This window comes from Nocardioides epinepheli (assembly GCF_037936805.1).
Taxonomy (GTDB): Bacteria; Actinomycetota; Actinomycetes; order Propionibacteriales; family Nocardioidaceae; genus Nocardioides.
Map to the genome: position 1 here is coordinate 222,954 of NZ_JBBMMC010000008.1, position 21,370 is coordinate 244,323.

A 21,370-nucleotide genomic window follows, 5' to 3' on the forward strand; every position below is an offset into this window, starting at 1 on the left:
GTTCGGTCAGCGTAGCCGCGCCTGGTTGTCCTTCACCTCGACCTGCCCGTTGAAGCGGGCGAGGAGCTCGCCGAACCCGCCGGCGTCGTGGTCGCGCTCCTTGAACGTCGGCTCGATCCTCAGGACCTGCTGCTTGATCGCCGAAAGTGGGTGCCAGTCCCGGTCGGGGCGCTGGGCGTCGAGGCCGCGGATCGCCTCATGGATCAGCGGGTAGGGACGGCGCGGCTGTCCGACGTCCGCCTCGGGGCGCGCAGGTTCGTCGTGGGCGACCTCGGCCTCGGCCTTCTCCCGGTCGTCGAGGAGCTCGTCGTAGTCGACGTAGACGTCGCAGGCACTCGCCAGCGCCTTGCTGATGCTGCCGGCCACGCCGACGCCCACCACCGTCCGGCCCAGGCGCCGGGCACGTTGGGCCAGCGGCACGAAGTCGGAGTCGCCCGCGGCGATGACGACGTGCGTCAGGTCGGGGTGCAGGTAGAGGTCCTCGATCGCGTCGACGGCGAGCCGGATGTCGGCGCCGTTCTTGGTGCCGGAGGCCGGGAACAGCTGCACGAGCTCGACGGCGCGGGCGACCAGCTGGGACCGGTAGTCGGCGTTCTTCGGGACCGACCAGTCTGCGTAGGCGCGGGAGATGATGAGCCGCCCGTAGCGCGTGGCGAAGTCGAGCAGGACGTCGATCGCCACCGTCGCGGTGGCTCCCGTCGTCCGCACCTGGCTGGCCCGTGAGATGACGACGTTGTCGAAGTCGATGTAGATCGCCACCCGCGACTCTTCGCCACTCATGCGGGAGACCCTAGCGCCGGGCCGATCGCCCGATCGGTCAGCGCCACCAGGTCCTCGCCGGTGAGACCGGGGTAGCCGTGCAGCATCGCGCGCCACTGCGCAGGCACGGCTGATGCGCCCCAGCGTGCACCCAGCAGACCGCCCGCGATCGCGGCGACGGTGTCGGTGTCGTTGCCGATCCGGATCGCGGTCTCGAGTGAGTTCGCAAGGTGCCGGCTCGGGTCCTCGGCCGGGATCGGCGTGTGCGCGATGGCCGACCAGGCCGCCTGGAGCGCGGTCACGACCCAGCCGTTGGGGTTGAAGTGGCCCGGGTCGCGTCGCTCGGCGTCGTCGATGATCTCGGTCCACGCCGCGGCGTCCGCGGGCTCGAGGAGGACCAGCCCCACGCGCAGGTCGAGCTCGCCGGCGACGATGGCGTGCCGGATCGCCTCGGACCACAGCACACAGGCGTCCTGGGCCTGGCGGTCGTAGTGGGTGAGGGCACTGATCCGCCGCGACGCATCAGCGAGGCCCTGCGGATCGTCGAGATAGCGCAGCGCGACCGGCGCGGTCCGCATCAACGACCCGTTGCCGCCGGTGTGACCGGTCCGCTCGTGCAGGTCGCGCGAGGCCGCCGTCAGTCTCGCCGCATGCGGCTCGGGCCCGACGCCGCCGAGGATCGTCCGCGTCTGGTTGCCGATGTCGGCCGGCCCGGTCTCATACCACCGCCGGAACCGACGTGCGATCTCGGTGAGTGCCTGGTCGCTGCTCAGGTCCTCGTGCTCGGCGGCGACGTCGAGGATGCACCACGCCATCGTGGTGTCGTCGGTCCACTCCCCCGGCGCGAAGTCCCCGAGCCCGCCGCCGAGCATCTGCGGCCCGTCGGGCCCGATCGCCGCACTCTCGAACTCGTAGGCCGCTCCGAGCGCGTCGCCGGCGGCGGATCCGAGCACCGCGCCCCGGGCGCGGTCGATCTGGGCGGGGTCGAGGGCCATCGGCGTCCTCCTCGAATCGAACGTGCGGCTCCCGATCGGGCACGACACACTGACGGCATGGGCATGCAGATTCTCACCTGCGCAGGCTGCGGAGGCGTGCTCACCCACCCGATGTCACGGCTCGACTCGCTTCCGGTAGCGACCCAGATCGACGAGGTGAGCTACGCCCCGACCCTCGATCCGGGCACCTGGGCCATCGATCCCGAGCCGCGGTGGCGGACGTCGGAGGGCGCGCCGGCCGGCACGATCGGTTGCCTCGTCGTCAATCCGGCAGACGCGCTGGACCTCCGACCGCACCCGGCACTCAGCCGCAACAGCGGCTGCTGCGGGCACGACGGCTGCGACGGCCCCAACCGCCTCTGCCCCGGCTGCGGCGCCGAGGTCGCGACGTTGTCCGACGACTGCTGGACCTATGTGGAGGTCCGCTTCGAGCCCGGCGCGGTTCGCGTGATCTCTCACAGCCTGGATTGACCGATTCTCGCCTGCTGCGCGCCACCAGATGAGCCCGCTCCCGGACGTCAGTTCACCGACCGGTCGATGGCCACCTTGCGGCTGACCGCGGTCAGCGCCATCGCGAACTTCCGGGTGTCGGCCCGGAAGATCGGGGCGGTGATCGCGAGCGAGGCCAGCAGAAGTCCGGTGGGGCCGAAGAGGGGCACGGCGACCGAGCAGTAGCCGAGCGTGACCTCCTCGAACTCGGTCGCGTAGCCGTCGGCTCGCGCCTTGGCCACCTGCTCGTTCAGCAACTGTGAGGAGACGACGGTCGTAGACGTGATCCGTTCGAGGCCGCGAGCCACGACGGCATCGAGCACCGTCCTCGGACTGTGCGCGAGCAACACCTTTCCGGTGGCGGTGGCGTGCAGGGGCATCCGCCCCGCGATCCGGGACGGCTTGGTCGCCTGCGGTGTTCCGACGATCTTCTCGAGGTAGAGCACCTCGAGGCCGTCGAGGACCGCAAGATGCACGGTCTCCTTGGTCGAGAAGCACAGACTCTCCATGTGGGGGCGTACGGCGTCGCGCAGCACCCGGAAGCGGGGCACCCGGCTGCCGAGCTCGAAGGCGCGCAGCCCGAGCCGGTACGCCTGTCCCGAGCGCTCCAGCATTCCCCAGTCGAGGAGCTCCTGGTTGAGTCGGTGCACGGACGGCTTGGAGATCCCCGTACGTCTCGAGATCTCGGCCAGGGAGAGGTCGACGTCGTCGAGGGTGAAACTCTCGAGGATCAGGCGGGCCTTGCCGAGGACGCTGTTGGCTCCCTCGCCCTGTCCGGCGCCGTACGCACTCCCGCTGGTCGATGTCACCTGTCTCTCCACCCCGTCGTGTCCTAGCGCCCTGTCGTCACCAGTGGGGCATGCGGCGCCAACTCCAGCACCGTTCGCACCAGGACCTCGGCCAATCGTCGCATATCGCCGAGGTGGGCGAGGTTCATTCCCAAGGAGAAGTCGACCTCGCCACCGCCGGGCGCCTTGGACACCTTCGGCATGCCCACCCGGGCCGTCGGCACTCCGCGCATCCGCAGGATGTTCGCGTCGGTGGCTCCGCTGTTCTGACCGATCGGCTCGTGCGGACTCCCCGAGACCGCCTCGAACGCCGTCGTGGCCGCTCGCACCACCGGCGAGAGGGGGTCGGTCCGGGTAGCCGGCACGTGGGCGACCTGCAGCACCGTCACCCCCTCGAGACCCAGGGCAGCGCTGATGCGGTCCACCTCGGCCCGCACTTCACGCACCACCTCCGGCCCGGACTGCTCGGTGGTGAGCCGGACGTCGAGCCGCAGCCGGACCGTCGCCGGGGTGGCGGCGGCGAGCCGATCGGCGCCTCCGTGGATGCCGGCCACCACGCCCTGTGGACGCATCGTGGCGTGCTCGTGACGTTCGGCGTAGCCCTCGAGCCACTCCTCCAGGTCCACGGCGATCCGACCGGCGAGCGCGACCGCGTTGCGATATGGCATCCGATGGCGACTGCCGACGTAGGTATAGGATCCCGGGACGACCACGTCGAGCCACACCAGGCCGACCTCCTCGTGGGAGACCGTCCAGCCGGGCTTCGCGATCACGGCGTAGTCGGGTGTGTAGCCGCGCTCCAGCAAGAAGGTCGCTCCGACGCCGTGCCCCGTGTTGACCCGGCCCGACGCGCCGGCGCCCGGCACCGCGAACGACGGCATCCCACCGGCCCCGAACCCGCCGATCACCTCCCCCGGTGGTGCCACCTCCGCGGCCACGAACGCCTCGAGGACGGCCATGATCACCGCGGCGTGGCCCTTGGGGTTGCCGGCGGCGAGACCCTCCACCACGTCGCCGTGGAAGGTAGCGCGAGGGAGCATGTCGGCGCGCACGGCGCCGCTGGCCCACGGTACGTCGAGCGCCGGATCCCCCGTGGTGAAGGTGTCCAGCGGCGCGTACAGCAGCAGGGACGGACCGGGGCCTCCGGGCACGACCGCGACGGCGTTCGCCTGACACTCGTCGAGCTGCTGGACACGTCCCTCGACTCCGTTGGCCGCCAGCCGGTCGGCGATCCAGGCGGCGAGGACACCCTCGCCGCCGGTCGGGCTGGGGATGTCCACCACGCCCGCGATCAGCTCGGCGAGCCGATCGCGGGTCACGTGCGCCATCACCTCCGCGACGGCGGCCTCGGTCGGGGTCACCCGATCGGGTGCTTGGCCAGGAAGTCGAGGCTGATCCGGTTGTACTGCTCGGCCTGCTCGTGCTGGGGCCAGTGACCGCACTCGTCGAGGAGGACGAGCTCGGATCCCGCGATGTTGTCGTGCATCGCGGTGGCCTCGGGGATCTGGCCGAAGGGGTTGTTGCGGCCCCACACGATCAGGGTCGGCACGGTGATCTGGGCCAGGTCCTCGGGCTTGAGGATGTTCCGGAGTCGCGTATCCATGTCCTGGAGGGAGAGCAGGTTGTCGATGTTGGCCACGAACTCGGGGCGGTGGTAGATCGCGTGGCGCACCGCGACGAGCTCCTCGGTGGCGTTGACCGGGTCGGCCATCAGCAGCCGCATCCGCTTGCGAGTCAGCTCGATGTCATCGGTCTCGACCGCCAGCCGGGTGCTGGTGCGGATCCGCTCCATCACCTCGGGGTTGGCCACGGTGCCGCCGGCGCAGAGCAGCTGCAGGGTCGCGACCCGCTCGGGGTTGTCGATCGCCGTACGGCCGCCGACCCAGCCGCCGAGCGACTCGCCGCCGATGTGCGCCTTCTCGATCCCGACCGCGTCCATGTAGGCCAGCAGGTGGTCGCGGTAGCGGGGGATCTCGTAGGGGAAGTCCGGCTTGCCGGTGTAGCCGTGCCCCAGCATGTCGATCGCGTGGACCGTGTACTTCTCAGCGTGCGGGCGCAGGTTGCGGATGAACGCCTCGAGGTGTCCGCTCGTCCCGTGCAGGAAGATGATCGACTCCTCGCCATGGCCGGCCTGCAGCGATCTGGTCGGGACGCCGCCGGCATCGACGGTGGTCAGGGTGAAGTCGAGGTCGGCGAGCTCGCCCCAGATGGTGGGGGCCAGGTCCTGCGTCATGGCTGTGTCTCCTTGGAAACGGGTGGGTACGTGCGCGCGGGGTGCGCGGCGGCGGTCAGCGCTGGTTGATGCGGATGACCCGGGTGTTGATGCGGCTGCTCACCTCGGGCAGCAGCGCCTGGTGGGTGGCAAGGCGGCGGCTGGCGGCACCGAGGGTGAGCAGCACGAGCGCGAGTGCGATGAGGGTCTTCATGCTGGTCTCCATGGTCGTCGTGGGGAGCTGGATCTTCACCGGTGGTCGATGGCCTCGAGGAAGCCGTCGACGACCGCGTGGTAGGCGCCCGGACGCTCCTCCTGCAGGTGGTGGGACACGTGGTCCATGACGTGCAGGTTCCCGCGCTGGACCATGCGGGCGAGCATCATCGGGTAATCGGGGGTGAGGAAGGCGTCCTCACGGCCCCACATGAACAGCGTCGGCGCCTCGATCTTGCCCAACTGCTCGGTGAGGTCCTGCCACTCGCCCCGCGGCGAGTCGGACAAGGCGGCGAGCTCGCGCTCCTCACGCTCCAGGCTCTGCTGGTAGCGCAGGTCGAGAGTCTCCTCGGGAAGCCGCTCGGCGTCGTACCACTCCAGCCGCGTGATCAGCTGGCGCATCTTCTCCCGGGTCGGGCCCTCGCCGCCGTAGTAGACGTCGCGGGCCGTCCGGCCGCGGTGGCCGCGTTCGGGGAGGGGCGCCAGCGGCCCGTAGAAGACCGGCATGCTGCCCGTGATCACCAGCGAGCGGACCCGGTCGGGATGGAGGGCGGCGAGGTTCAGTGCGATCGTGCCGCCCCAGGAGTTGCAGATGAAGTCCGCCCGGTCGACTCCGAGCTCGTCCATCAGCGCTACGGTCTTGGCCGCGTGGAAGTCCCACATCGGTCCGGTGACCCGGCACTTCTCGGACCTGCCGTACTGGAGGATGTCGACCAGGAGGCATCGCCTGTCCCGCTCGAAGTACGGCGCCACGGGACCGAAGTCGCTCCACGCCGTGCACCCCGGCCCGCCGCCGTGCAGGAAGATCGTGTCCTGGCCGGATCCGATGTCGTGGTAGTGGTACTCGACACCGTCGGCCTTGGCGTAGTGGCTCTGCGGCATCGGGCCCGCCGCCGGTGAGGTGAGATGCTCGGTGGTCACTGGTTGCTCCTGTCTGAGCTGTCGGAGATGGTGGGCTCGATCACTGCGACCCCCATCCCGGTCAGCCACTCCGGCATGGCGGCGTAAGCGAGGGCCTTGCCGGGCGCGAAGCCCAGGGCGGAGATCATCACCAACCAGGTGCGCAGCTCCTGGCCGCCGTTGCCGGCCCGCTCGACGATCTGCTCCGAGGTGAGCTCGGCATAGGGACGCATCGCGCCCTTCTCGAGGTCGGCGAGGAACTGTGTGTCGAAGTCCTCGAAGATCGTCGGACGGGCCGCGACGATGATCTCGCGGCGACGTACGTCGTACTTCTCCCAATCGCCGCGGCCGTTGAGCCACGCCTCCACGAGGAACTCCTCGTCCTCGCCGTCGGGCGCGGTCCAGTCGCTCGGCCAGGGCAGCTGGTGGGAGAGTCCACCGGAGGCAACGATCGCGACCCGCTTGTCTCCCCCGATGCGCTCGACGGCCGCGGCGATGTTGGCCCCGAGCTCCGCCACCCGCGGCATCGTCGGCAGGGGCGGCGCGAACACGTTGACCACGAGGGGGACGACGGGCACGTCGATGCCGTCGAGCAGGTACTGGATCGCGTGGGCCTGGCCGTGGTCGATCGTCAGCCGGGCCGAGATCGCGACCTCGGTGCCTGCGTTCACCAGCTCGGTGGCCAGCGCCTGTGCGAACTCCGGGTCGGTGTGCTGCGGGCCCTTGGGCGTGCCGCCGTCACCGGCGGCGATCACCTCCCCGACCCCCATCGTGAACGCCGGGATCAGGTCGAGCCAGAACCCGCGGAAGTGGTTGGACCCGACGACGATCACCACGTCGGGGCGTGCCTGCGCCAACCGGTCGCGGGCCACGGTCAGCCCGTCCCGGAACGCTTCGCCACGCTCGGTGTGGACCACCTTGTCCCAGTGGGTGTTCATCAGGGTGGAGTGAGAGGCGCCCACTCCCAGGACGATCGAAGCCATCTGGCTCTCCTTCTCGGCTTGGCTCAGGCGCTCGGGTCGGGGACCGCGATGCCCCGCTCGGCCAGGGCGTCGATCCGGTCCTCGGTGACGTCCTCGGCGAGCTTGCGCCACTGCAGGAGGGCGTCGTCGGGGCGGTAGAGCTTCTCCGGCGGCGCGTCGGTGACCTCGACCATCCACTTGTCCTGGCCGGAGAACTGGCCGTGGAAGAGCCACCGGATCGAACCGAGGTACTTGGCGTAGAAGGGCAGCGTCTTGATGCCCTTCGCGAAGCTCGCCATCACGCCGACGTAAAGGTGGTTGTCGGCGTCGACCGGGACGTAGAACTCGTAATGGATGAAGGTCGGATAGACGATCCGCAGGACGCCCGGCATGCTGACGCTCGCGAAGCCCGGGAACTCCTGCGCGGCGATCACCGGGTTGGTCTCCCGGTGCGCGGCGGTGTTGCCGATGTTGCTGGTGTTCTTCGGCGGCTTGATCCGCCACCAGCGCAGGCCGGTCCAGCGGCCGAGGCCCGGGAAGTCGGCCTCCCAGAACTGCTCCTCCTGGACCCGGTAGATCCAGCGGCCGCGCTTGACGATCCTGGTGGTGTTCCACACGGGCATCGCCTTGAACAGCCGCCACAGTGCGGTGCGGTGCAGGTACTTGGCGTGCCCCTCGTCGTACCCGTTCTCGCAGGCGAAACGCCAGTTGCCCTCGCGGGGCTGAATACGGGCGCCGAGCACGGCAGCGTTGTCGACCAGCTCTTCGGGGAGCTGCTCGTCGATCGAGGGCGGCTCCTCGCCGTCGCCGACGAAGATCCAGACCATCCCGAGGCGCTCCTCGACGTGGTAGATCGGCTGGGTCACCTTGCCGCAGATCGGGGACTGCGGGCCGTCGGTGATCACGGCCTTCAGGTCGCCGGTCTCCAGGTCGAACGTCCAGCCGTGGTAGACGCAGGAGATGGTGCCGGGGAACTGCTTGTTGCCGTAGCTGAGCGGCACGCCCCGGTGCGGACACCGGTTCGCCATTCCCCGGACCCTGTCGCCGTCGCGGATGACGAAGATGTCCTCACCCAGCAGCGTGACCCGCATCGGCCGCTCCCCGACCTGGTCGGCGAACATGACGGGGTACCAGTAGCCCCGGAACCCCGCATCCGCCGCCTGGTAATGCGGCCAGCTGGACCAGTCCTGCCTACCCGGAAGCTTGGGCTGAGGTCTCTTCGCCGCGCGGGGCTTGGCCGCCCTGACGCCCTCGTCGCCGGCATCGCGTTTCTGGCCCACAGTCTGAGTCATGGTCGCATCAGACCAGCGCGGTGGAGCCCCGACAACAGCGTCGGTTCGCCCAGTGGAATCCGGAGTGGTTTCGGTGAGCGAATCAGGACGTGACGACTCCGGTTCTCGATCTACCTACACTCGGCGGCCGTCGCACACCCGTCCTCCGAGGAGCCACCGTGACCACCACGCCCGAGACCCTGACGGCCGACGTCCTCATCGTCGGCGCGGGCCCGACCGGCCTGTATGGCGCCTACTACGCGGGATTCCGCGGACTGTCCACGATCGTCGTCGACGTCCTGCCCCAGGCCGGCGGACAGGTGATGGCGCTCTACCCCGAGAAGGAGATCCGCGACGTCGCGGCACTGCCGTCGATCCGCGGGCGCGACTTCGTCGCCAACCTCGTCGCGCAGGCGGACACCTACGCGCCCACCTACCTGCTCGGACGTCAGGCGGTCTCCCTCGACCACGAGAGCGACGAGCCGGTGGTCACCCTGGACGATGGGACCGTCGTACGGGCCAGGGCGGTCGTGCTGACCGCCGGCATCGGTACGCCGACCCCGCGTCCACTCGAGGTCGGCGCCGAGTGGCTCGGCAGCGGACTCTCCTACTTCGTCATCGATCCGGCGGTCCACGCCGACCGGGACGTGGTGATCGTCGGGGGAGGCGACAGCGCCCTGGACTGGGCCGACGCGCTCGCCTCGATCGCGCGCTCGGTCACGCTCGTGCATCGCCGCAAGACGTTCCGCGGTCACGCCGCCACCCTCGCCAGGGTCCAGGAGAGCGGGACCGCGATCCACACCGACACCGAGGTCGTCGCGCTGGACGGCGACCTCGCCGCGGGGGTCTTGGAGAAGGTCACCCTGCAGGCGAGGTCGGGCGAGCAGGTCGTCGTCGCGGCCGACCACGTGATCGCCGCGCTGGGATTCATCAGCGACCTCGGCCCGCTGCGCGAGTGGGGGGTCGAGCTGTCGGGTCGTTCCGTCGCCGTCGACCGGGCCGGCCGGACCAACCTCCCCCGGGTGTACGCCGCCGGGGACCTCACCGACTACGACGGCAAGGTCAGGCTCATGTCGGTCGGGTTCGGCGAGGTCGCCACCGCGATGAACCACGTCGCCGTCGAGCTCGACCCCGAGCTGACCCTCTTCCCCGGCCACTCCACCGACGACGCCGCCTGAGCCCTCCCACCCCGAGCATCGACAGGACCCTGAGCATGACCTACGTCATCGGAGCCAACTGCATCGACGAGATCGACCGCGCCTGCGTAGAGGTCTGCCCCGTGGACTGCATCTACGTGGGCGGCCGCAAGAGCTACATCAACGAGAACGAGTGCATCGACTGCGGGGCCTGCGAGGTCGAATGCCCGGTCGATGCGATCTTCGTCGACCGGCGGGCACGCAAGGATCCCGAGCTCGCCAGGTTCCTCGAGGACTCGCGGGCCTTCTTCGCCGAGCCGCTGCCGGGCCGAGCGGAGCCGATCGGCAACCCGGGCGGCGCCCAGAAGCTCGGCGACCTTGGCGTCGACACGCCGTTCGTGGCCGCCTTCGAAGCGTGAGCCCGGCGCCGGACCGGCCGAATACGCCCGATCGGGGACTGCGGTCCGACAGCTCCGCTTCCTAGCGTGATCGGTGTCGCCAACGACGCCCGAACGCTCAGGAGGAACCGTGACCCCGCTGGTCATCCGCAAGGTCGTGTCCCAGGTCGAGGAGACCCGTTCCGTCGCCGGACGGAGCGACGAGGGCGGACCGCTGCGCAAGGTCGCCGTGTGCGCCGTCGTGGCGAACCCGTTCGCCGGCCAGGGCTACGTCGAGGACCTCTCCGCGATCACCGACGCGTCGGCGGAGATCGGGACGCTCCTCGGCCAGGAGGCGATCCGGCTGCTCGGCGGCGCGCCCGAGAGCTACGGCAAGGGCGGTCTCGTCGGCACCGCGGGCGAGCAGGAGCACGTCAACGCCGCCGTCACCTCGATCTTCGGCAACGCGCTGCGCGATGCCGTCGGCGGCGGCAAGGCGTGGATCACCTCGGTCACCAAGCCCAGCGGCACCGACGCCACGATCGACGTGCCGCTTGCCTACAAGGACGAGGTCTGGGTGCGCAGTCACTACGATGCCATGACCGTCCACGTGCCCGACGCCCCGCACGCCGACGAGCTGGTCGTGATCGCCGTCGTCGCCAACCGCGGCCGGATCAACGCCCGGGTCGGCGGGATGACCGTCGCCGAGGCCCAAGCCGATGTCCGGGGCGGTGCCCAGTGAGCAGCATCGCACTCGTCGGCGCGGGCATCGTCCTCTCCGGCGACCACACCGCCCCCGTCGTGGAGGGCGCCGACACCGTGGTCGCTGTCGACGGCACCATCACCGCGGTCGGCCGCCGCGACGACCTCGCCGCGGCGGTCACCGCCGCCGAGGTCGTCGTCGACACCCGGGGTACGACGATCGCCCCCGGCCTCGTCGACTCCCACTGCCACGTGGTGCTCGGCGACTACACGCCGCGCCAGAAGACGGTCGACTTCCTCGCCAGCTACGTCCACGGCGGCATCACCAGCGTGGTCTCCCCCGGGGAGATCCACGCCCAGGGCCGGCCGCACACCGCCGTCGGCGTCAAGGCGCTCGCCATCGCGGCCCGCGCCTGCTTCGAGAACTTCCACCCCGGCGGGATGACCGTCCACGCGGGCGCGGTCGTCCTCGAGCCCACCCTCACCCGGGCCGACTTCGCCGAGCTCCAGACGGCCGGTGTCCACCTGGCCAAGTTCGGCTTCGGCCTCTACCAGGACCCGGCCGACGGCTACGACCAGGTCCGTTGGGCGCAGGAGCACGGCATCACGGTGATGTGCCACTCGGGCGGGGCGAGCATCCCGGGCAGCAAGCCGATCACCCCGGACCACCTGCTGCACCTCGCGCCGGACGTCTGCGGCCACGTCAACGGCGGCCCGACGTCGCTGCCCGAAGCCGGCGTGGACCGGATCATCGAGGAGACCGACATGGCCCTCCAACTGGTCCAGGCCGGCAACCTGCGCTCCGCCGTCCGGATCCTGCGCAAGTGCGAGGCCGAGGACCGCTTCGACCGGATCGTCATCGGGTCGGACACCCCCACTGGCACCGGCGTGATGCCCCTCGGCGTCATCAAGACCGTCGCCGAGCTCTCCTCCTGGTCGGGCATCGACCCGGCCCGGGTCTGGGCCGCCGCCACCGGCAACAACGCCCGCACCTGGGGCCTGTCGTCGGGCCTGGTCCAGGTCGGCAGAGACGCCGATCTCGTCGTCCTCGACGCCCCCTGGGGATCGACCGCGGACGACGCGATCGGCGCGCTCTCCATCGGCGACATCCCCGGCGTGACCGCCGTCGTCACCCGGGGCGTCCTGCGCAACCTGACCAGCCGCAACACACCCCGCGCCGCCCGCCTGGTCGAGGTCAGCCCGCCCATGGCGCACCTCGACGCGGCCGGACACTGAGGACCGCGATGGCCTACCAGCTGCTCTTCGAGCCCGGAAAGTGCCAGGGCTACGCCAACTGCCTCATCGAGGCCCCCGAGATCTGGGACTTCGACGAGGACGAGAACCGCGCCGTGCTCAGGATCGTCGATCCGCCCGACGCGCTGCGCGCCAAGGCCGATGCCTCGGCCCGCTGCTGCCCGGCCCAGGCCATCCGGGTCGAGGAGACGCCGTGAACCGGATCGTCGTGGTCGGCGGATCCCTCGCCGGAGTGAGCGCGATCGACGAGCTGCGCCGCCGCGGCTACGACGGTGAGCTGACCCTCGTCGGCGCCGAGCCCGGCCTGCCCTACGACCGGCCGCCACTGTCGAAGGCCGCACTGACCCGGCTCGTCGAGGGCGAGGAGCCCGACGACCTGCTGCTCCGCCCCGCCGCCTGGTACGACGACCGCGACGTCACCCTGCGCCTCGGCGTACCTGCCGCCGGGCTGGACGTCGCCGGCCGCGAGGTGCTGCTGGCCTCCGGCGACACGGTGTCCTACGACGGCCTCGTGGTCGCGACCGGCTCGATCCTGCGCCCCTCGTCGATCGTGGACCAGCTGCCGTCGGTGCACCAGCTGCGCACGTCCTCGGACGCGCACGGCCTCGCCGCCGCCCTACGCGCGGGCGGCCACCTCGTGGTCGTCGGCGCCGGCTTCGTCGGCATGGAGGTGGCGGCGACCGCGGTGGCGCTCGGTGTCACGGTGACCGTCGTCGACATCGCCCCGGTGCCGATGAGCCGGGCGTTCGGTCCCGCGCTCGGCAGCTGGTTCCGCCGCAGGCACGAGGACCACGGCGTCCGGGTGCTCTGCCCGTCCGGGATCGCCCGCACGGAGGAGGTCGGCCGGCGCACGGTGTTCGACCTCGCCGGCGGCGAGCGGATCGTCGCGGACGCCGTCCTCGTCGGCATCGGCACCGTGCCCGCGATCGGCTGGCTCGAGGATTCGGGCCTCGCCCTCGGCGACGGCATCCTCTGCGCGCCGGACCTGACGACCAGCGCCCCGGGCGTCGTCGCTGCGGGCGACGTCGTCCGCTGGGACCACTCGCTGTTCGGCGAGTCGCTGCGGATCGAGCACTGGACCAATGCGGTCGAGCAGGGCGGCCACGCCGCCGCGACCCTGCTCGGCGAGCCGGCCGCGTTCGACGCCGTACCGATGTTCTGGACCGACCAGTACGACGCGAGGGTGCGCTGCCTCGGGCGTCTCTCGCCCGCCGACGACGTCGCCGTGCTCACCGAGACCGAGCGCTCCGTCGTGGCGGTCACCTCCCGCGCCGGTGTCGTCCGCGGCGCCGTGTGCATCAACGCGCCGCGCCGGCTCGCGGCGATGCGCGCGGCCATCGCGGAGCAACGACAGGTCGAGGACCTGCTCTCCGCCGCCCCCGCCGCCTCCTGACCCAGCCCACCACCATCCGAAGGACCCGACATGACCCAGACAGTCAATGCCGCCACGGCCGAGAACCGCGACGCGCTCTCCACCATCGAGCTGTTCCCGCAGGACGAGGACTGGTCGTTGCAGACCATGCGCCTGCTGGCGCAGGTCGCCGTCGGTGGCGCCGACCTGTTCGAATGCGCCCGCACCGCCGCCCGGATAGGCACGACGACCACGGACGGCGAGGTGTGGCAGGCCGAGTGGAGCCGGACCGCGAAGGAGGTCGCCGCGGCCGGCGAGGCCGCCCTCGAGGCCGGCGACATCACCACCGCTCGCCGTGCTCTCCAGCGCTCCTGCGGCTACTGGCGCCACTCGGAGTTCTTCCTCGGCTCGAGCGACCCGCGCCGCGAGGAGGCCTACCGCACCGGCACCGCCAACTTCATCAAGGCGGCCGAGCTCTCCGGCGGCACCATCGAGCGGATCCACGTCCCCTTCGAGGGGATCACCATGGACGGCTACATCGTGCGCCCCGACGACTCCGGCCAGGCCCGACCGACGGTGCTCTTCCTCGGCGGCGCCGACTCGTGGGCCGAGGAGCTGTACTTCCTCGGCGGCACCGAGTTCCCGGCCCGCGACATGAACGTGGTCATGGTCGACACCCCCGGTCGCGGCAGTTCGCTGCGCTTCAAGGAGCTCTACAGCCGCCCGGACTACGAGGTGCCGGTCGCCGCGATCCTCGACCACCTCACCCAGCGACCCGACGTCGACGCGGACCGGATCGGCCTGGCCGGGGTGAGCTTCGGCGGCTACTACGCCCCGCGGGCGGCGGCCTTCGAGCCACGGGTCAAGGCGGTGGCCGCATGGTGCGGAACCTGGAGCATCCTGACCGACTTCTACGAGTTCTACCCGCCCCTGCAGCAGCAGCTCCAGTGGCTCTCGGGCTCGAAGGACGACGCCGAGGCCCGCGAGAAGCTCGCCGCGTTCACCCTCGACGGGGTCGCCGACAAGATCGCCGTGCCCGTCTACGTCATGCACGGCACCGACGACATCATCATGGACATCAAGGGCGCCCGCCGTTTCGTGGACGCGCTCACCGTCGACGACGTCACGGTCGACATCTACGACGGCGCGGGGTCGCTGCACTGCAGCTACGACTACTTCTCGGTCGCGACCGCCCGCCTCGCCGACTGGTTCGTCCACAAGCTGGGCTGATCACGATGTACCAGCTGCACCGGCTCCTGTGGGACATCCGCCGCCACCCTGCCGTCCGGGACCGCTACCTGGCCGACGCCGGCCCGGTGCTCGACGAGTACGAGGTCGAGGGCCAGCTCCGCGAGTGGATGCGGGCACTCGACTTCAAGTCCCTCTACGAGCACGGCATCAACCCCTACCTGCTGTACTTCTGCGCGATCCAGCTCCAGGTCGATCGCGCGGAGTACTACGCGCAGATCCGAGGAGAACGATCATGAGCAAGGGAAAGATCGTCGGCGCCTTCGCGACGTCGCACTCCCCCGGAATCAGCGGCTGGCCGGAGCGGGCCGACGAGGCGGCCCGGCTCGCCGTCCTCGATGCCTTCGCCGAGGTACGGCGCCGGATCGAGGCGCTGGAGCCGGACGCGGTGATCGCCGTGTCCGTCGAGCACTTCACCAACTTCAGCCTATCCAACCTGCCCGCGTTCGCGATCGCCACCGGCGATCGCTACCTCGGGCCGGTCACCCCCGAGATGGCGCAGTTCCTCGACGTCTCCCAGCGCCACCACCCGGGGGCGGCCGCGCTCGGCAGCCACCTCTACCGGGCCGCGTTGGACAACGAGTTCGACCCAGCATTGGTCGAGGGCGGCCTGGAGTTCGACGAGAACTTCTCGGTGCCGTTGAAGTACCTCGACCCCGAGGCGCGACTGCCGCTGGTCCCCGTCATCGTCAACGGCGTCAACCCGCCCTGGCCGACCCCCAAGCGCTGCCTGGACTTCGGCCGGATGGTCCGGGCGGCGGTCGAGAGCCAGTCCGAGGCGCAGCGCGTCGTCGTACTGGCCACCGGCGGGTTGTCGCACTGGGTCGGCCTGCCCGAGTCGGGCGACATCAATGTCGACTTCGACAAGGACTTCCTCGACCGCCTCACCGACGGTGACGCTGACCGCCTGACCGACTACACGGCGCAGGAGATCGACGCGGCAGGCAACGGCGCGCACGAGATCCGTACCTGGCTCGTCGCCGCCGGCGCCGCGGGCACCGGGTTCGACGTCCTCGCCTACGAGCCGGTGCCCGCTTGGCTCACCGGGACCGCCGTCGCCGCCGCCCGGCTCTGACCATCCACCGACGCACCACTCCACCCACCACCAGTTCAGGAGCAACCAATGAGCACGCTGCCCAAGGTCACCGGACGCGACATGCGCGGTGTCATGGCCTACCCGCCCACCCCCGCGCTACCCGGCGCCGAGCGCGTCGACGCGGTCGACACGGTCGACCTGGCCGAGACCGAGCGGATGATCCGCACGCTGATCTCCGACGGCGTCGACGCGATCGCGCTCAACGGCACCCTCGGCGAGTGCGCCACGCTGACCATCGAGGAGTGGAAGGCCTTCGCCGGCTGCGTCGCGGAGACCGTCCGCGCGGTTGACGCCGACTTCCCGGTCTTCATCGGAACCACCACTCTCAACACCCGCGACACCGTCTCGCGGATGAGGTTCCTCTCGGACCTCGGCATCACCGGCACCTTGCTCGGGCGTCCGATGTGGGGCGACATGGTCGCGCCGGTCATGGAGCGCTTCTACCGCGATGTGGCCGAGGCGGTTCCGGACCAGGCCATCGTGGTCTACGACAACACCGCGGCCTTCGGCGGCATCATCCCCCGGCGCGTCTACAAGACCCTCGTCGACCTCCCGCAGGTCGTCGCGGTCAAGTACGCCGGCGGCGCCTCGGTCGGCTTCCGCTACCACAACGACATGGCCCACACCGGCACCCGCTTCCCGCTGATGTCGATCGAGACCGACTGGTTCCCCGCCTGGGAGATGTACGGCGAGGAGCTCGTCGGCATGGCCTGGTCCTCGACCACCGCCATGGGCCCGGGACCGGTCCTCGAACTGCGCGACGCGCTCCAGCAGGGCCGCACCGAGGACGCCCGCTGGCTCACCGAGCGGCTGCGCTGGGCGCACGAGCCCTTCCTCGTGGGCCAGGACTTCATGGAGTTCGCGAAGTACAACATCCCGCTCGAGAAGATCCGCGTGAACGGCGCCGGCTACATCAACGTCGGCAAGTGCCGTCCGCCGTACTCCGAGGACCTCGTGCCGGCCGAGCACGTCACCACCACGGCCGAGCACGTCCAGCGCTACGACCAGATCAAGCGCGAGGTCGAGGAGAAGTTCGGCGCCCGCACCCCGAAGCTGGCCCAGGTGTGACCCGATGACGACCCGACCAGACCCCACTCCCCTCGCGGACTGGGTGGCGAGCACGCGGGAGGGCATCCGCGACGGGCGCTTCCCGGCGCGAGCGTTCAACGACGCCGACGTGCACGCCCTCGAGCAGGAGCGTCTCTTCTCGAAGGCATGGTGCTTCCTGGCCCACGAGAGCGAGATCCCCTCCCCCGGCGACTACGTCACCCGCTACATCGCCAACAACAACCTCATCGTCGTCCGCGACGAGAACGGCGAGGTGCACGCCAACCTCAACATGTGCCGGCACCGGGGCAACGTGATGTGCAAGGCCGAGCTCGGGAACGCCTCGCACTTCCGGTGCTCCTACCACGGCTGGACGTACAAGAACTCCGGCGAGCTGATCGGGGTGCCGTACATGAAGGAGGGCTACGAGGGGCGCCTCAAGCGCAAGGAGTGGGGTCTGGTCCGGGTCCGGGTCGAGTCGTACGAGGGCCTGCTCTTCGGCTGCCTCGACCCGGAGGCGGAGTCGCTCGCCGACTATCTCGGCGACTTCCGGTTCTACCTCGACCTCTATCTCAAGCAGGGCGCCGAGGGCGTCGAGGTGCACGGTCCTCCGGACCACTGGGTCGCGGAGACGGACTGGAAGATCTGCGCCGAGAACTTCGCCGGCGACGGCTACCACACGCCGGTCGCCCACCAGTGGGGCTTCAACCTCGGCTACTTCCCTTCGTCCGGCTCGACCCACAGCCAGGGCTGGGCCGTCCACGTCCCCGGGAAGGGGCACGGGATCGGACTCGGGCACAGCCCCAACTTCCCGCCCTTCGGCGGTTTCCCCGACGAGCTCGTCGAGGACATGCGCACCAGCCTCTCGCCCGAGCAGGTCGCGGTCTTCGAGAAGACCCGGACCGCGGTCGGCACGGTGTTCCCCAACCTGTCCTTCCTGATGCAGCCGTTCAGCCTGGTTCCGGGTGAGCCGGGTGTCCGGTTCGTCACGATGCGGCTCTACCACCCGGCCGGTCCGGGCCGGATGGAGATGTACTCCTGGTGCCTGGTGCCCCGAGGCGCCGACCAGGCGTACAAGGACGAGGCCTACCGCTGCTACACGCTGGCCTTCGGCCAGGCCGGCACCTTCGAGCAGGACGACTTCGAGAACTGGACCAAAGTGACCCGATCGGCAGAGTCGACCATGGTCCGAGACGTCGACTTCCCCTACATCATGGGGATGGAGAGCGAGCCCGACCCGGAGTTCCCGGGTCCCGGCACCGCGCTGGTGCCCTACGTCAACGACACCAACTTCCGGAACCTGTGGTCTCGGTGGGGCGACTACCTGGCCGGGGAGGCGTGATGGACCGCGATCTGGTGCACGACGTGACCGAGTTCCTCTACCGTGAGGCGCTCGCCCTCGACGAGCGTCGCTTCCGCGACTGGCTGGCCATGCTCACCGAAGACATCAGGTACGAGGTACCGGTGCGGGTCACCCGCGAGGGCCTCGCCGACTGGGAGCTCTCCCCGACCTCCCGGATCTTCGACGACGACGCCGCCACTCTCGAGGTGCGCGTGCGCCGGTTGGAGACCGACTTCGCCTGGGCCGAGCAGCCGCCGTCGCGGACCCGGCACTACGTCACAAACGTCGTGGTCGACCCGACCGAGGTGGCCGAGGAGTTCCTCGCGTCGTCGAACTGCTTCATCTACCGCAGCCGTGGGGACAGCCCGAACCCGAGCTTCTACTCACTCGCCCGCAAGGACGTCGTACGGCGGACGGCGGACGGCTGGAGGCTCGCAAAGCGGTGGGCCGCCTTCGACCAGTCGCTCATCAACGCCCACAACCTGTCCATCTTCGTCTGAACCGGAACCAGTAGGAGGAGCCATGGAGCCCGTCATGGAGCACCCGCCGATCGGCGACCTGTCGGAGTACCCCGCGTCCTCAGTCGACGGGCCGATCGTGGTCGCCAACGAGTTCGCCGACGTCGTCGTGCGCCGGGTCGAGACCCGCAACGGGATGCGCCTCGACATCTGGTCGCCTCGCCGCGGGACGCGCATCCAGCTCGACGCGGTCGCCCTCGACTGCCTCAGCTACCAGGCGCCGGACCTGATCACCGAGCTTCTGGTCCGGCGGCCTGCCCCGTGAGCCGGCTCGGCGGCCGGACCATCCTGGTCGTGGGGGGCGGCTCCGGCATCGGCCGGGCCGCCGCCCTGGCCTATCTCGACGCCGGGGCACGGGTGACCGTGGTGGAGCACTCCTCCGAGCTCGCCGCCACCCTCCGCGCCGACACGTCCGGCCGCCTGGAGATCGTCGAGGGCGACGGCGCCGAGCCCGACGTGCTCGCCGCGGCGGTCGCCGCCGCCCGTGGGGCGACCGGCCTGGACCACCTCACCTGCTGCGTGGGGGTCTTCGACGGCTACGCCTCGATCCGCGAGCTCGACGCGGACCGGCTGCTGGCCACCGCGGAGCGGGCCTGGCGGCTCAACGTGCTCAGCGCGCTGCTGGCGGCCCACGCCGCCTGGCCCGCGCTGCGGGAGGCACGGGGCTCACTGACCCTCACCCTCTCGGAGTCGGCCTTCCGGCCGGCCGGTGGCGGCGTGCTCTACGGCAGCGCCAAATGGGCGCTGCGCGGCGTGGTCGACCACCTCGCGGCCGACCTCGCGCCCGACGTCCGGGTGAACGGGGTCGCGCCCGGCGGCACCACCGCCACCCGGTTCGCCGGCGACGGCGTCGACCGCGACGAGCGGATCGCCGCCGCCACCCTGCTCTGCACCACACCGACCCCCGCCGACCACGCGGCCGCCTACCTCCACCTGGCCGACCCGGCGACCTCGCGGGTCGTCACCGGCCAGGTGCTACTCACCAACGGAGGATCCCGATGACCGACCCGACTCCGCAGGAGTACGTCGACGACATGGTCCGCCGGCGCGGCTACCTCCTCGACTACCACCGGGTGATGGCCGCCCAGGACTTCCCGGTCCTGCAGGCCGCCAACGGGCTGGTCTCCGCGGCCTACCTCGACCAGCGCACGCTCGACCGGAAGACGAAGGAACTCCTGTTCGTCCTCAGCCTCACCGTTCTGCGCGGCGACCGCGAGCACATCGCCAGCCACATCAGGGTCGCTCTCCAGGTCGGCGCCACGGCCCAGGAGGTCCTCGAGACGATCGAGATCGCCCTGCCCGAGGCGGGCGTCGTCGCCTTCCAGCACGGCTTCGACGTGTGGCGCGAGGTCGTCGGCGCCGAGGGCATCGACCCCAGCCCGGACGCCGTCGCCTGGCTCGTCGAGTGAATCGATCAGGCCGAGCCGGCGCGACAGACCAGCTGGATCGACTCGGCCCGGTTGCGCACGTCGGTCCTGGCATAGACCCGGGCTAGCAGAAATTTCTCCGTCCTGGCGAAAGCCAACCTCAGATCACCCGCTGCCTCGGCCTGCGCGGGGACTAACTGATCATTGCGAGGTTTCGTGGCCGATGCTGGCAGCGGATAGCGACAACAATCGACATCGGAAAGGGAATTTTCATGACTGAGGGCACGCCGGGAGTATGGCTGCTGACCGAGGACGACACTCCTTACGTGGAGGTCATGCCCGGAACCGGAAGCGGTGTGCGTACGGCGCGGTCGATCAACGCGCGCCAAACGACCCAGCTTGGCGGCGGATTCGTGCGGATCGATGAGATCAAGGACGCCGAGATCCGAAATTGGAAGCTTCAGTTCGATGAGGCATTCTTCGTGATCTCCGGCGAATTCTGGGTCGAGACCGACGGGGTGCGGACCACCGCCCGCGCCGGCGAGGGGATCTTGATTGCGAAAGGCACGACGGTCTCGGAAGGCGGCAAGGCGGGGAGCAGGGCATTTGTGGTCCTTTGGCCCCATGACTGGTACGTGCCGCTCAACGGCATGGGTCCGGGCGGGCCGGAGCCCGGCGCCCATGACTAGACGGTGACATCATGATCCATCTCAAGTATTGTCGTGCATTATGGCTAATTGGCCACGAGTTCAGCGAATGAGGTTCAAGGGATGATCCACAACAACATCGCGCTCATCGAACAATTCAGTGCGGCGGTGAGTGCCTCACCTCGAGACCTCGAAGGCGCGCGGCGACTACTACATCCTGAGTTCGTCATCCGTGAGGCGCCCTCGTTGCCCTTCGGCGGCGACCATTTCGGACTGGAGGGATTTCTTCACGTCATGGAATCAGCCGGCGCACTCTACGAGTTCGTCCGAGGACGCGAGAATCTTGCACCCACCTACCTTGAGATCGACGAGCAGACCGTCCTCATGCGGGTCGAGACGCAGGCCCGGCTGAAGGCCACTGGGAAGCTGTTCCCGATGCGCGTTGCCGAGTTCTTCGTGTTCCGAGACGAGCTACTTGCGGAGATCGATGTGTTCTACTGGGACACCGCGGCGATGTCTGGTCACTCCACACAAGCCGGCCACTGACCCCATCGCCGCAGGCGGGCGCGGGCCGGCGTGGTCCCGGGCGTGAGGTGCACTTCGGCCGCCTCCACATCGCGCCTGCTCTTTCGGCGCGGACAGATGCCTATCGCGGTTCGTTCAGCAAAACAGGTCTGTTGTTGCGCGCCTCAAACT

27 protein-coding genes are annotated in these 21,370 nt (G+C 70.0%); 18 read left to right on the forward strand and 9 right to left on the reverse strand.

Translation table 11 applies throughout. The features are described from left to right. Positions 1-6 precede the first annotated feature (6 nt). On the reverse strand, positions 7-780 hold the full coding sequence (locus tag WMR31_RS13115) for an NYN domain-containing protein (protein ID WP_340539287.1): 774 nt from the start codon (positions 778-780) through the stop codon (positions 7-9). Then, complete coding sequence (locus tag WMR31_RS13120) at positions 777-1,754, reverse strand: ADP-ribosylglycohydrolase family protein (RefSeq protein ID WP_340539288.1); 978 nt, start codon at positions 1,752-1,754, stop codon at positions 777-779. The genes WMR31_RS13115 and WMR31_RS13120 overlap by 4 nt, the downstream gene beginning before the upstream one ends. 57 nt (positions 1,755-1,811) lie before the next feature. On the opposite strand from WMR31_RS13120, the gene WMR31_RS13125 reads away from it, so the two are divergent. Continuing rightward, complete coding sequence (locus WMR31_RS13125; RefSeq protein WP_340539289.1) at positions 1,812-2,225, forward strand: hypothetical protein; 414 nt, start codon at positions 1,812-1,814, stop codon at positions 2,223-2,225. Between the two features lie 47 nt (positions 2,226-2,272). Here WMR31_RS13125 and WMR31_RS13130 read toward each other — a convergent pair whose 3' ends face one another. From WMR31_RS13130 to WMR31_RS13160, 7 genes are read right to left on the reverse strand one after another with little or no spacing between them, the layout of a single operon-like run. Further along, positions 2,273-3,052 carry an IclR family transcriptional regulator gene (locus tag WMR31_RS13130; RefSeq protein ID WP_340539290.1) on the reverse strand — a complete coding sequence of 260 codons (780 nt, stop codon included), beginning with the start codon at positions 3,050-3,052 and terminating at the stop codon, positions 2,273-2,275. Positions 3,053-3,075: 23 nt separating this feature from the next. Further along, a complete protein-coding gene (locus WMR31_RS13135) occupies positions 3,076-4,392 on the reverse strand; it encodes a M20 family metallopeptidase (RefSeq protein ID WP_340539291.1) in 1,317 nt (438 codons plus the stop codon). Further along, positions 4,389-5,264, reverse strand: a complete 876-nt coding sequence (locus WMR31_RS13140; protein WP_340539292.1) for an alpha/beta fold hydrolase — start codon at positions 5,262-5,264, stop codon at positions 4,389-4,391. Before WMR31_RS13140 ends, WMR31_RS13135 begins: the two co-directional genes overlap by 4 nt. Before the next feature lie 55 nt (positions 5,265-5,319). Continuing rightward, positions 5,320-5,496: a hypothetical protein gene (locus tag WMR31_RS13145; protein WP_340539293.1), complete on the reverse strand. Its 177-nt coding sequence runs from the start codon at positions 5,494-5,496 to the stop codon at positions 5,320-5,322. Then, positions 5,493-6,377 carry an alpha/beta fold hydrolase gene (locus WMR31_RS13150; RefSeq protein ID WP_340539294.1) on the reverse strand — a complete coding sequence of 295 codons (885 nt, stop codon included), beginning with the start codon at positions 6,375-6,377 and terminating at the stop codon, positions 5,493-5,495. The genes WMR31_RS13145 and WMR31_RS13150 overlap by 4 nt, the downstream gene beginning before the upstream one ends. Further along, positions 6,374-7,339, reverse strand: coding sequence for a DODA-type extradiol aromatic ring-opening family dioxygenase (locus WMR31_RS13155; RefSeq protein WP_340539295.1), 966 nt, complete (start codon positions 7,337-7,339; stop codon positions 6,374-6,376). The genes WMR31_RS13150 and WMR31_RS13155 overlap by 4 nt, the downstream gene beginning before the upstream one ends. A 23-nt stretch (positions 7,340-7,362) precedes the next feature. Further along, entirely contained in the window at positions 7,363-8,610 is a 1,248-nt protein-coding gene (locus WMR31_RS13160; RefSeq protein WP_340539296.1) for an aromatic ring-hydroxylating oxygenase subunit alpha, read from the reverse strand. 158 nt (positions 8,611-8,768) lie between these two features. Here WMR31_RS13160 and WMR31_RS13165 point away from each other — a divergent pair, with 158 nt between their 5' ends. The 17 genes from WMR31_RS13165 to WMR31_RS13245 all read left to right on the forward strand — a co-directional run bounded on the left by WMR31_RS13165 (position 8,769) and on the right by WMR31_RS13245 (position 21,220). Next, positions 8,769-9,767 (forward strand): NAD(P)/FAD-dependent oxidoreductase, encoded by a 999-nt coding sequence (locus WMR31_RS13165; protein ID WP_340539297.1) that lies wholly within the window; start codon positions 8,769-8,771, stop codon positions 9,765-9,767. A 35-nt stretch (positions 9,768-9,802) separates the two neighbouring features. Continuing rightward, the gene (locus WMR31_RS13170) at positions 9,803-10,144 is read left to right on the forward strand and encodes a ferredoxin family protein (protein ID WP_340539298.1); all 342 of its coding nucleotides are present in this window, start codon (positions 9,803-9,805) and stop codon (positions 10,142-10,144) included. 109 nt (positions 10,145-10,253) lie between these two features. Continuing rightward, positions 10,254-10,844: an amino acid synthesis family protein gene (locus WMR31_RS13175; protein WP_340539299.1), complete on the forward strand. Its 591-nt coding sequence runs from the start codon at positions 10,254-10,256 to the stop codon at positions 10,842-10,844. Then, positions 10,841-12,040: an amidohydrolase family protein gene (locus WMR31_RS13180; RefSeq protein ID WP_340539300.1), complete on the forward strand. Its 1,200-nt coding sequence runs from the start codon at positions 10,841-10,843 to the stop codon at positions 12,038-12,040. The genes WMR31_RS13175 and WMR31_RS13180 overlap by 4 nt, the downstream gene beginning before the upstream one ends. 8 nt (positions 12,041-12,048) lie before the next feature. Continuing rightward, a complete protein-coding gene (locus WMR31_RS13185) occupies positions 12,049-12,255 on the forward strand; it encodes a ferredoxin (protein WP_340539301.1) in 207 nt (68 codons plus the stop codon). Further along, complete coding sequence (locus tag WMR31_RS13190; RefSeq protein ID WP_340539302.1) at positions 12,252-13,451, forward strand: NAD(P)/FAD-dependent oxidoreductase; 1,200 nt, start codon at positions 12,252-12,254, stop codon at positions 13,449-13,451. The genes WMR31_RS13185 and WMR31_RS13190 overlap by 4 nt, the downstream gene beginning before the upstream one ends. Positions 13,452-13,481: 30 nt before the next feature. Then, positions 13,482-14,639: an alpha/beta hydrolase family protein gene (locus tag WMR31_RS13195; protein ID WP_340539303.1), complete on the forward strand. Its 1,158-nt coding sequence runs from the start codon at positions 13,482-13,484 to the stop codon at positions 14,637-14,639. A gap of 5 nt (positions 14,640-14,644) precedes the next feature. Next, complete coding sequence (locus WMR31_RS13200; protein ID WP_340539304.1) at positions 14,645-14,896, forward strand: hypothetical protein; 252 nt, start codon at positions 14,645-14,647, stop codon at positions 14,894-14,896. Beyond that, on the forward strand, positions 14,893-15,732 hold the full coding sequence (locus tag WMR31_RS13205) for a DODA-type extradiol aromatic ring-opening family dioxygenase (RefSeq protein ID WP_340539305.1): 840 nt from the start codon (positions 14,893-14,895) through the stop codon (positions 15,730-15,732). The genes WMR31_RS13200 and WMR31_RS13205 overlap by 4 nt, the downstream gene beginning before the upstream one ends. Positions 15,733-15,780: 48 nt before the next feature. Next, a complete protein-coding gene (locus tag WMR31_RS13210) occupies positions 15,781-16,821 on the forward strand; it encodes a dihydrodipicolinate synthase family protein (RefSeq protein WP_340539306.1) in 1,041 nt (346 codons plus the stop codon). Between the two features lie 4 nt (positions 16,822-16,825). Continuing rightward, positions 16,826-18,142, forward strand: coding sequence for an aromatic ring-hydroxylating oxygenase subunit alpha (locus WMR31_RS13215; RefSeq protein WP_340539307.1), 1,317 nt, complete (start codon positions 16,826-16,828; stop codon positions 18,140-18,142). Then, on the forward strand, positions 18,142-18,642 hold the full coding sequence (locus WMR31_RS13220; protein WP_340539308.1) for a 3-phenylpropionate/cinnamic acid dioxygenase subunit beta: 501 nt from the start codon (positions 18,142-18,144) through the stop codon (positions 18,640-18,642). The genes WMR31_RS13215 and WMR31_RS13220 overlap by 1 nt, the downstream gene beginning before the upstream one ends. A 22-nt stretch (positions 18,643-18,664) precedes the next feature. Continuing rightward, complete coding sequence (locus tag WMR31_RS13225) at positions 18,665-18,925, forward strand: hypothetical protein (RefSeq protein ID WP_340539309.1); 261 nt, start codon at positions 18,665-18,667, stop codon at positions 18,923-18,925. Further along, on the forward strand, positions 18,922-19,662 hold the full coding sequence (locus tag WMR31_RS13230; protein WP_340539310.1) for an SDR family oxidoreductase: 741 nt from the start codon (positions 18,922-18,924) through the stop codon (positions 19,660-19,662). The genes WMR31_RS13225 and WMR31_RS13230 overlap by 4 nt, the downstream gene beginning before the upstream one ends. Next, positions 19,659-20,069: a carboxymuconolactone decarboxylase family protein gene (locus tag WMR31_RS13235; RefSeq protein WP_340539311.1), complete on the forward strand. Its 411-nt coding sequence runs from the start codon at positions 19,659-19,661 to the stop codon at positions 20,067-20,069. The genes WMR31_RS13230 and WMR31_RS13235 overlap by 4 nt, the downstream gene beginning before the upstream one ends. A 230-nt stretch (positions 20,070-20,299) precedes the next feature. Next, the gene (locus WMR31_RS13240; RefSeq protein WP_340539312.1) at positions 20,300-20,716 is read left to right on the forward strand and encodes a EutQ-related cupin domain-containing protein; all 417 of its coding nucleotides are present in this window, start codon (positions 20,300-20,302) and stop codon (positions 20,714-20,716) included. A gap of 81 nt (positions 20,717-20,797) precedes the next feature. After that, complete coding sequence (locus WMR31_RS13245) at positions 20,798-21,220, forward strand: nuclear transport factor 2 family protein (protein WP_340539313.1); 423 nt, start codon at positions 20,798-20,800, stop codon at positions 21,218-21,220. Positions 21,221-21,370: the final 150 nt, after the last annotated feature.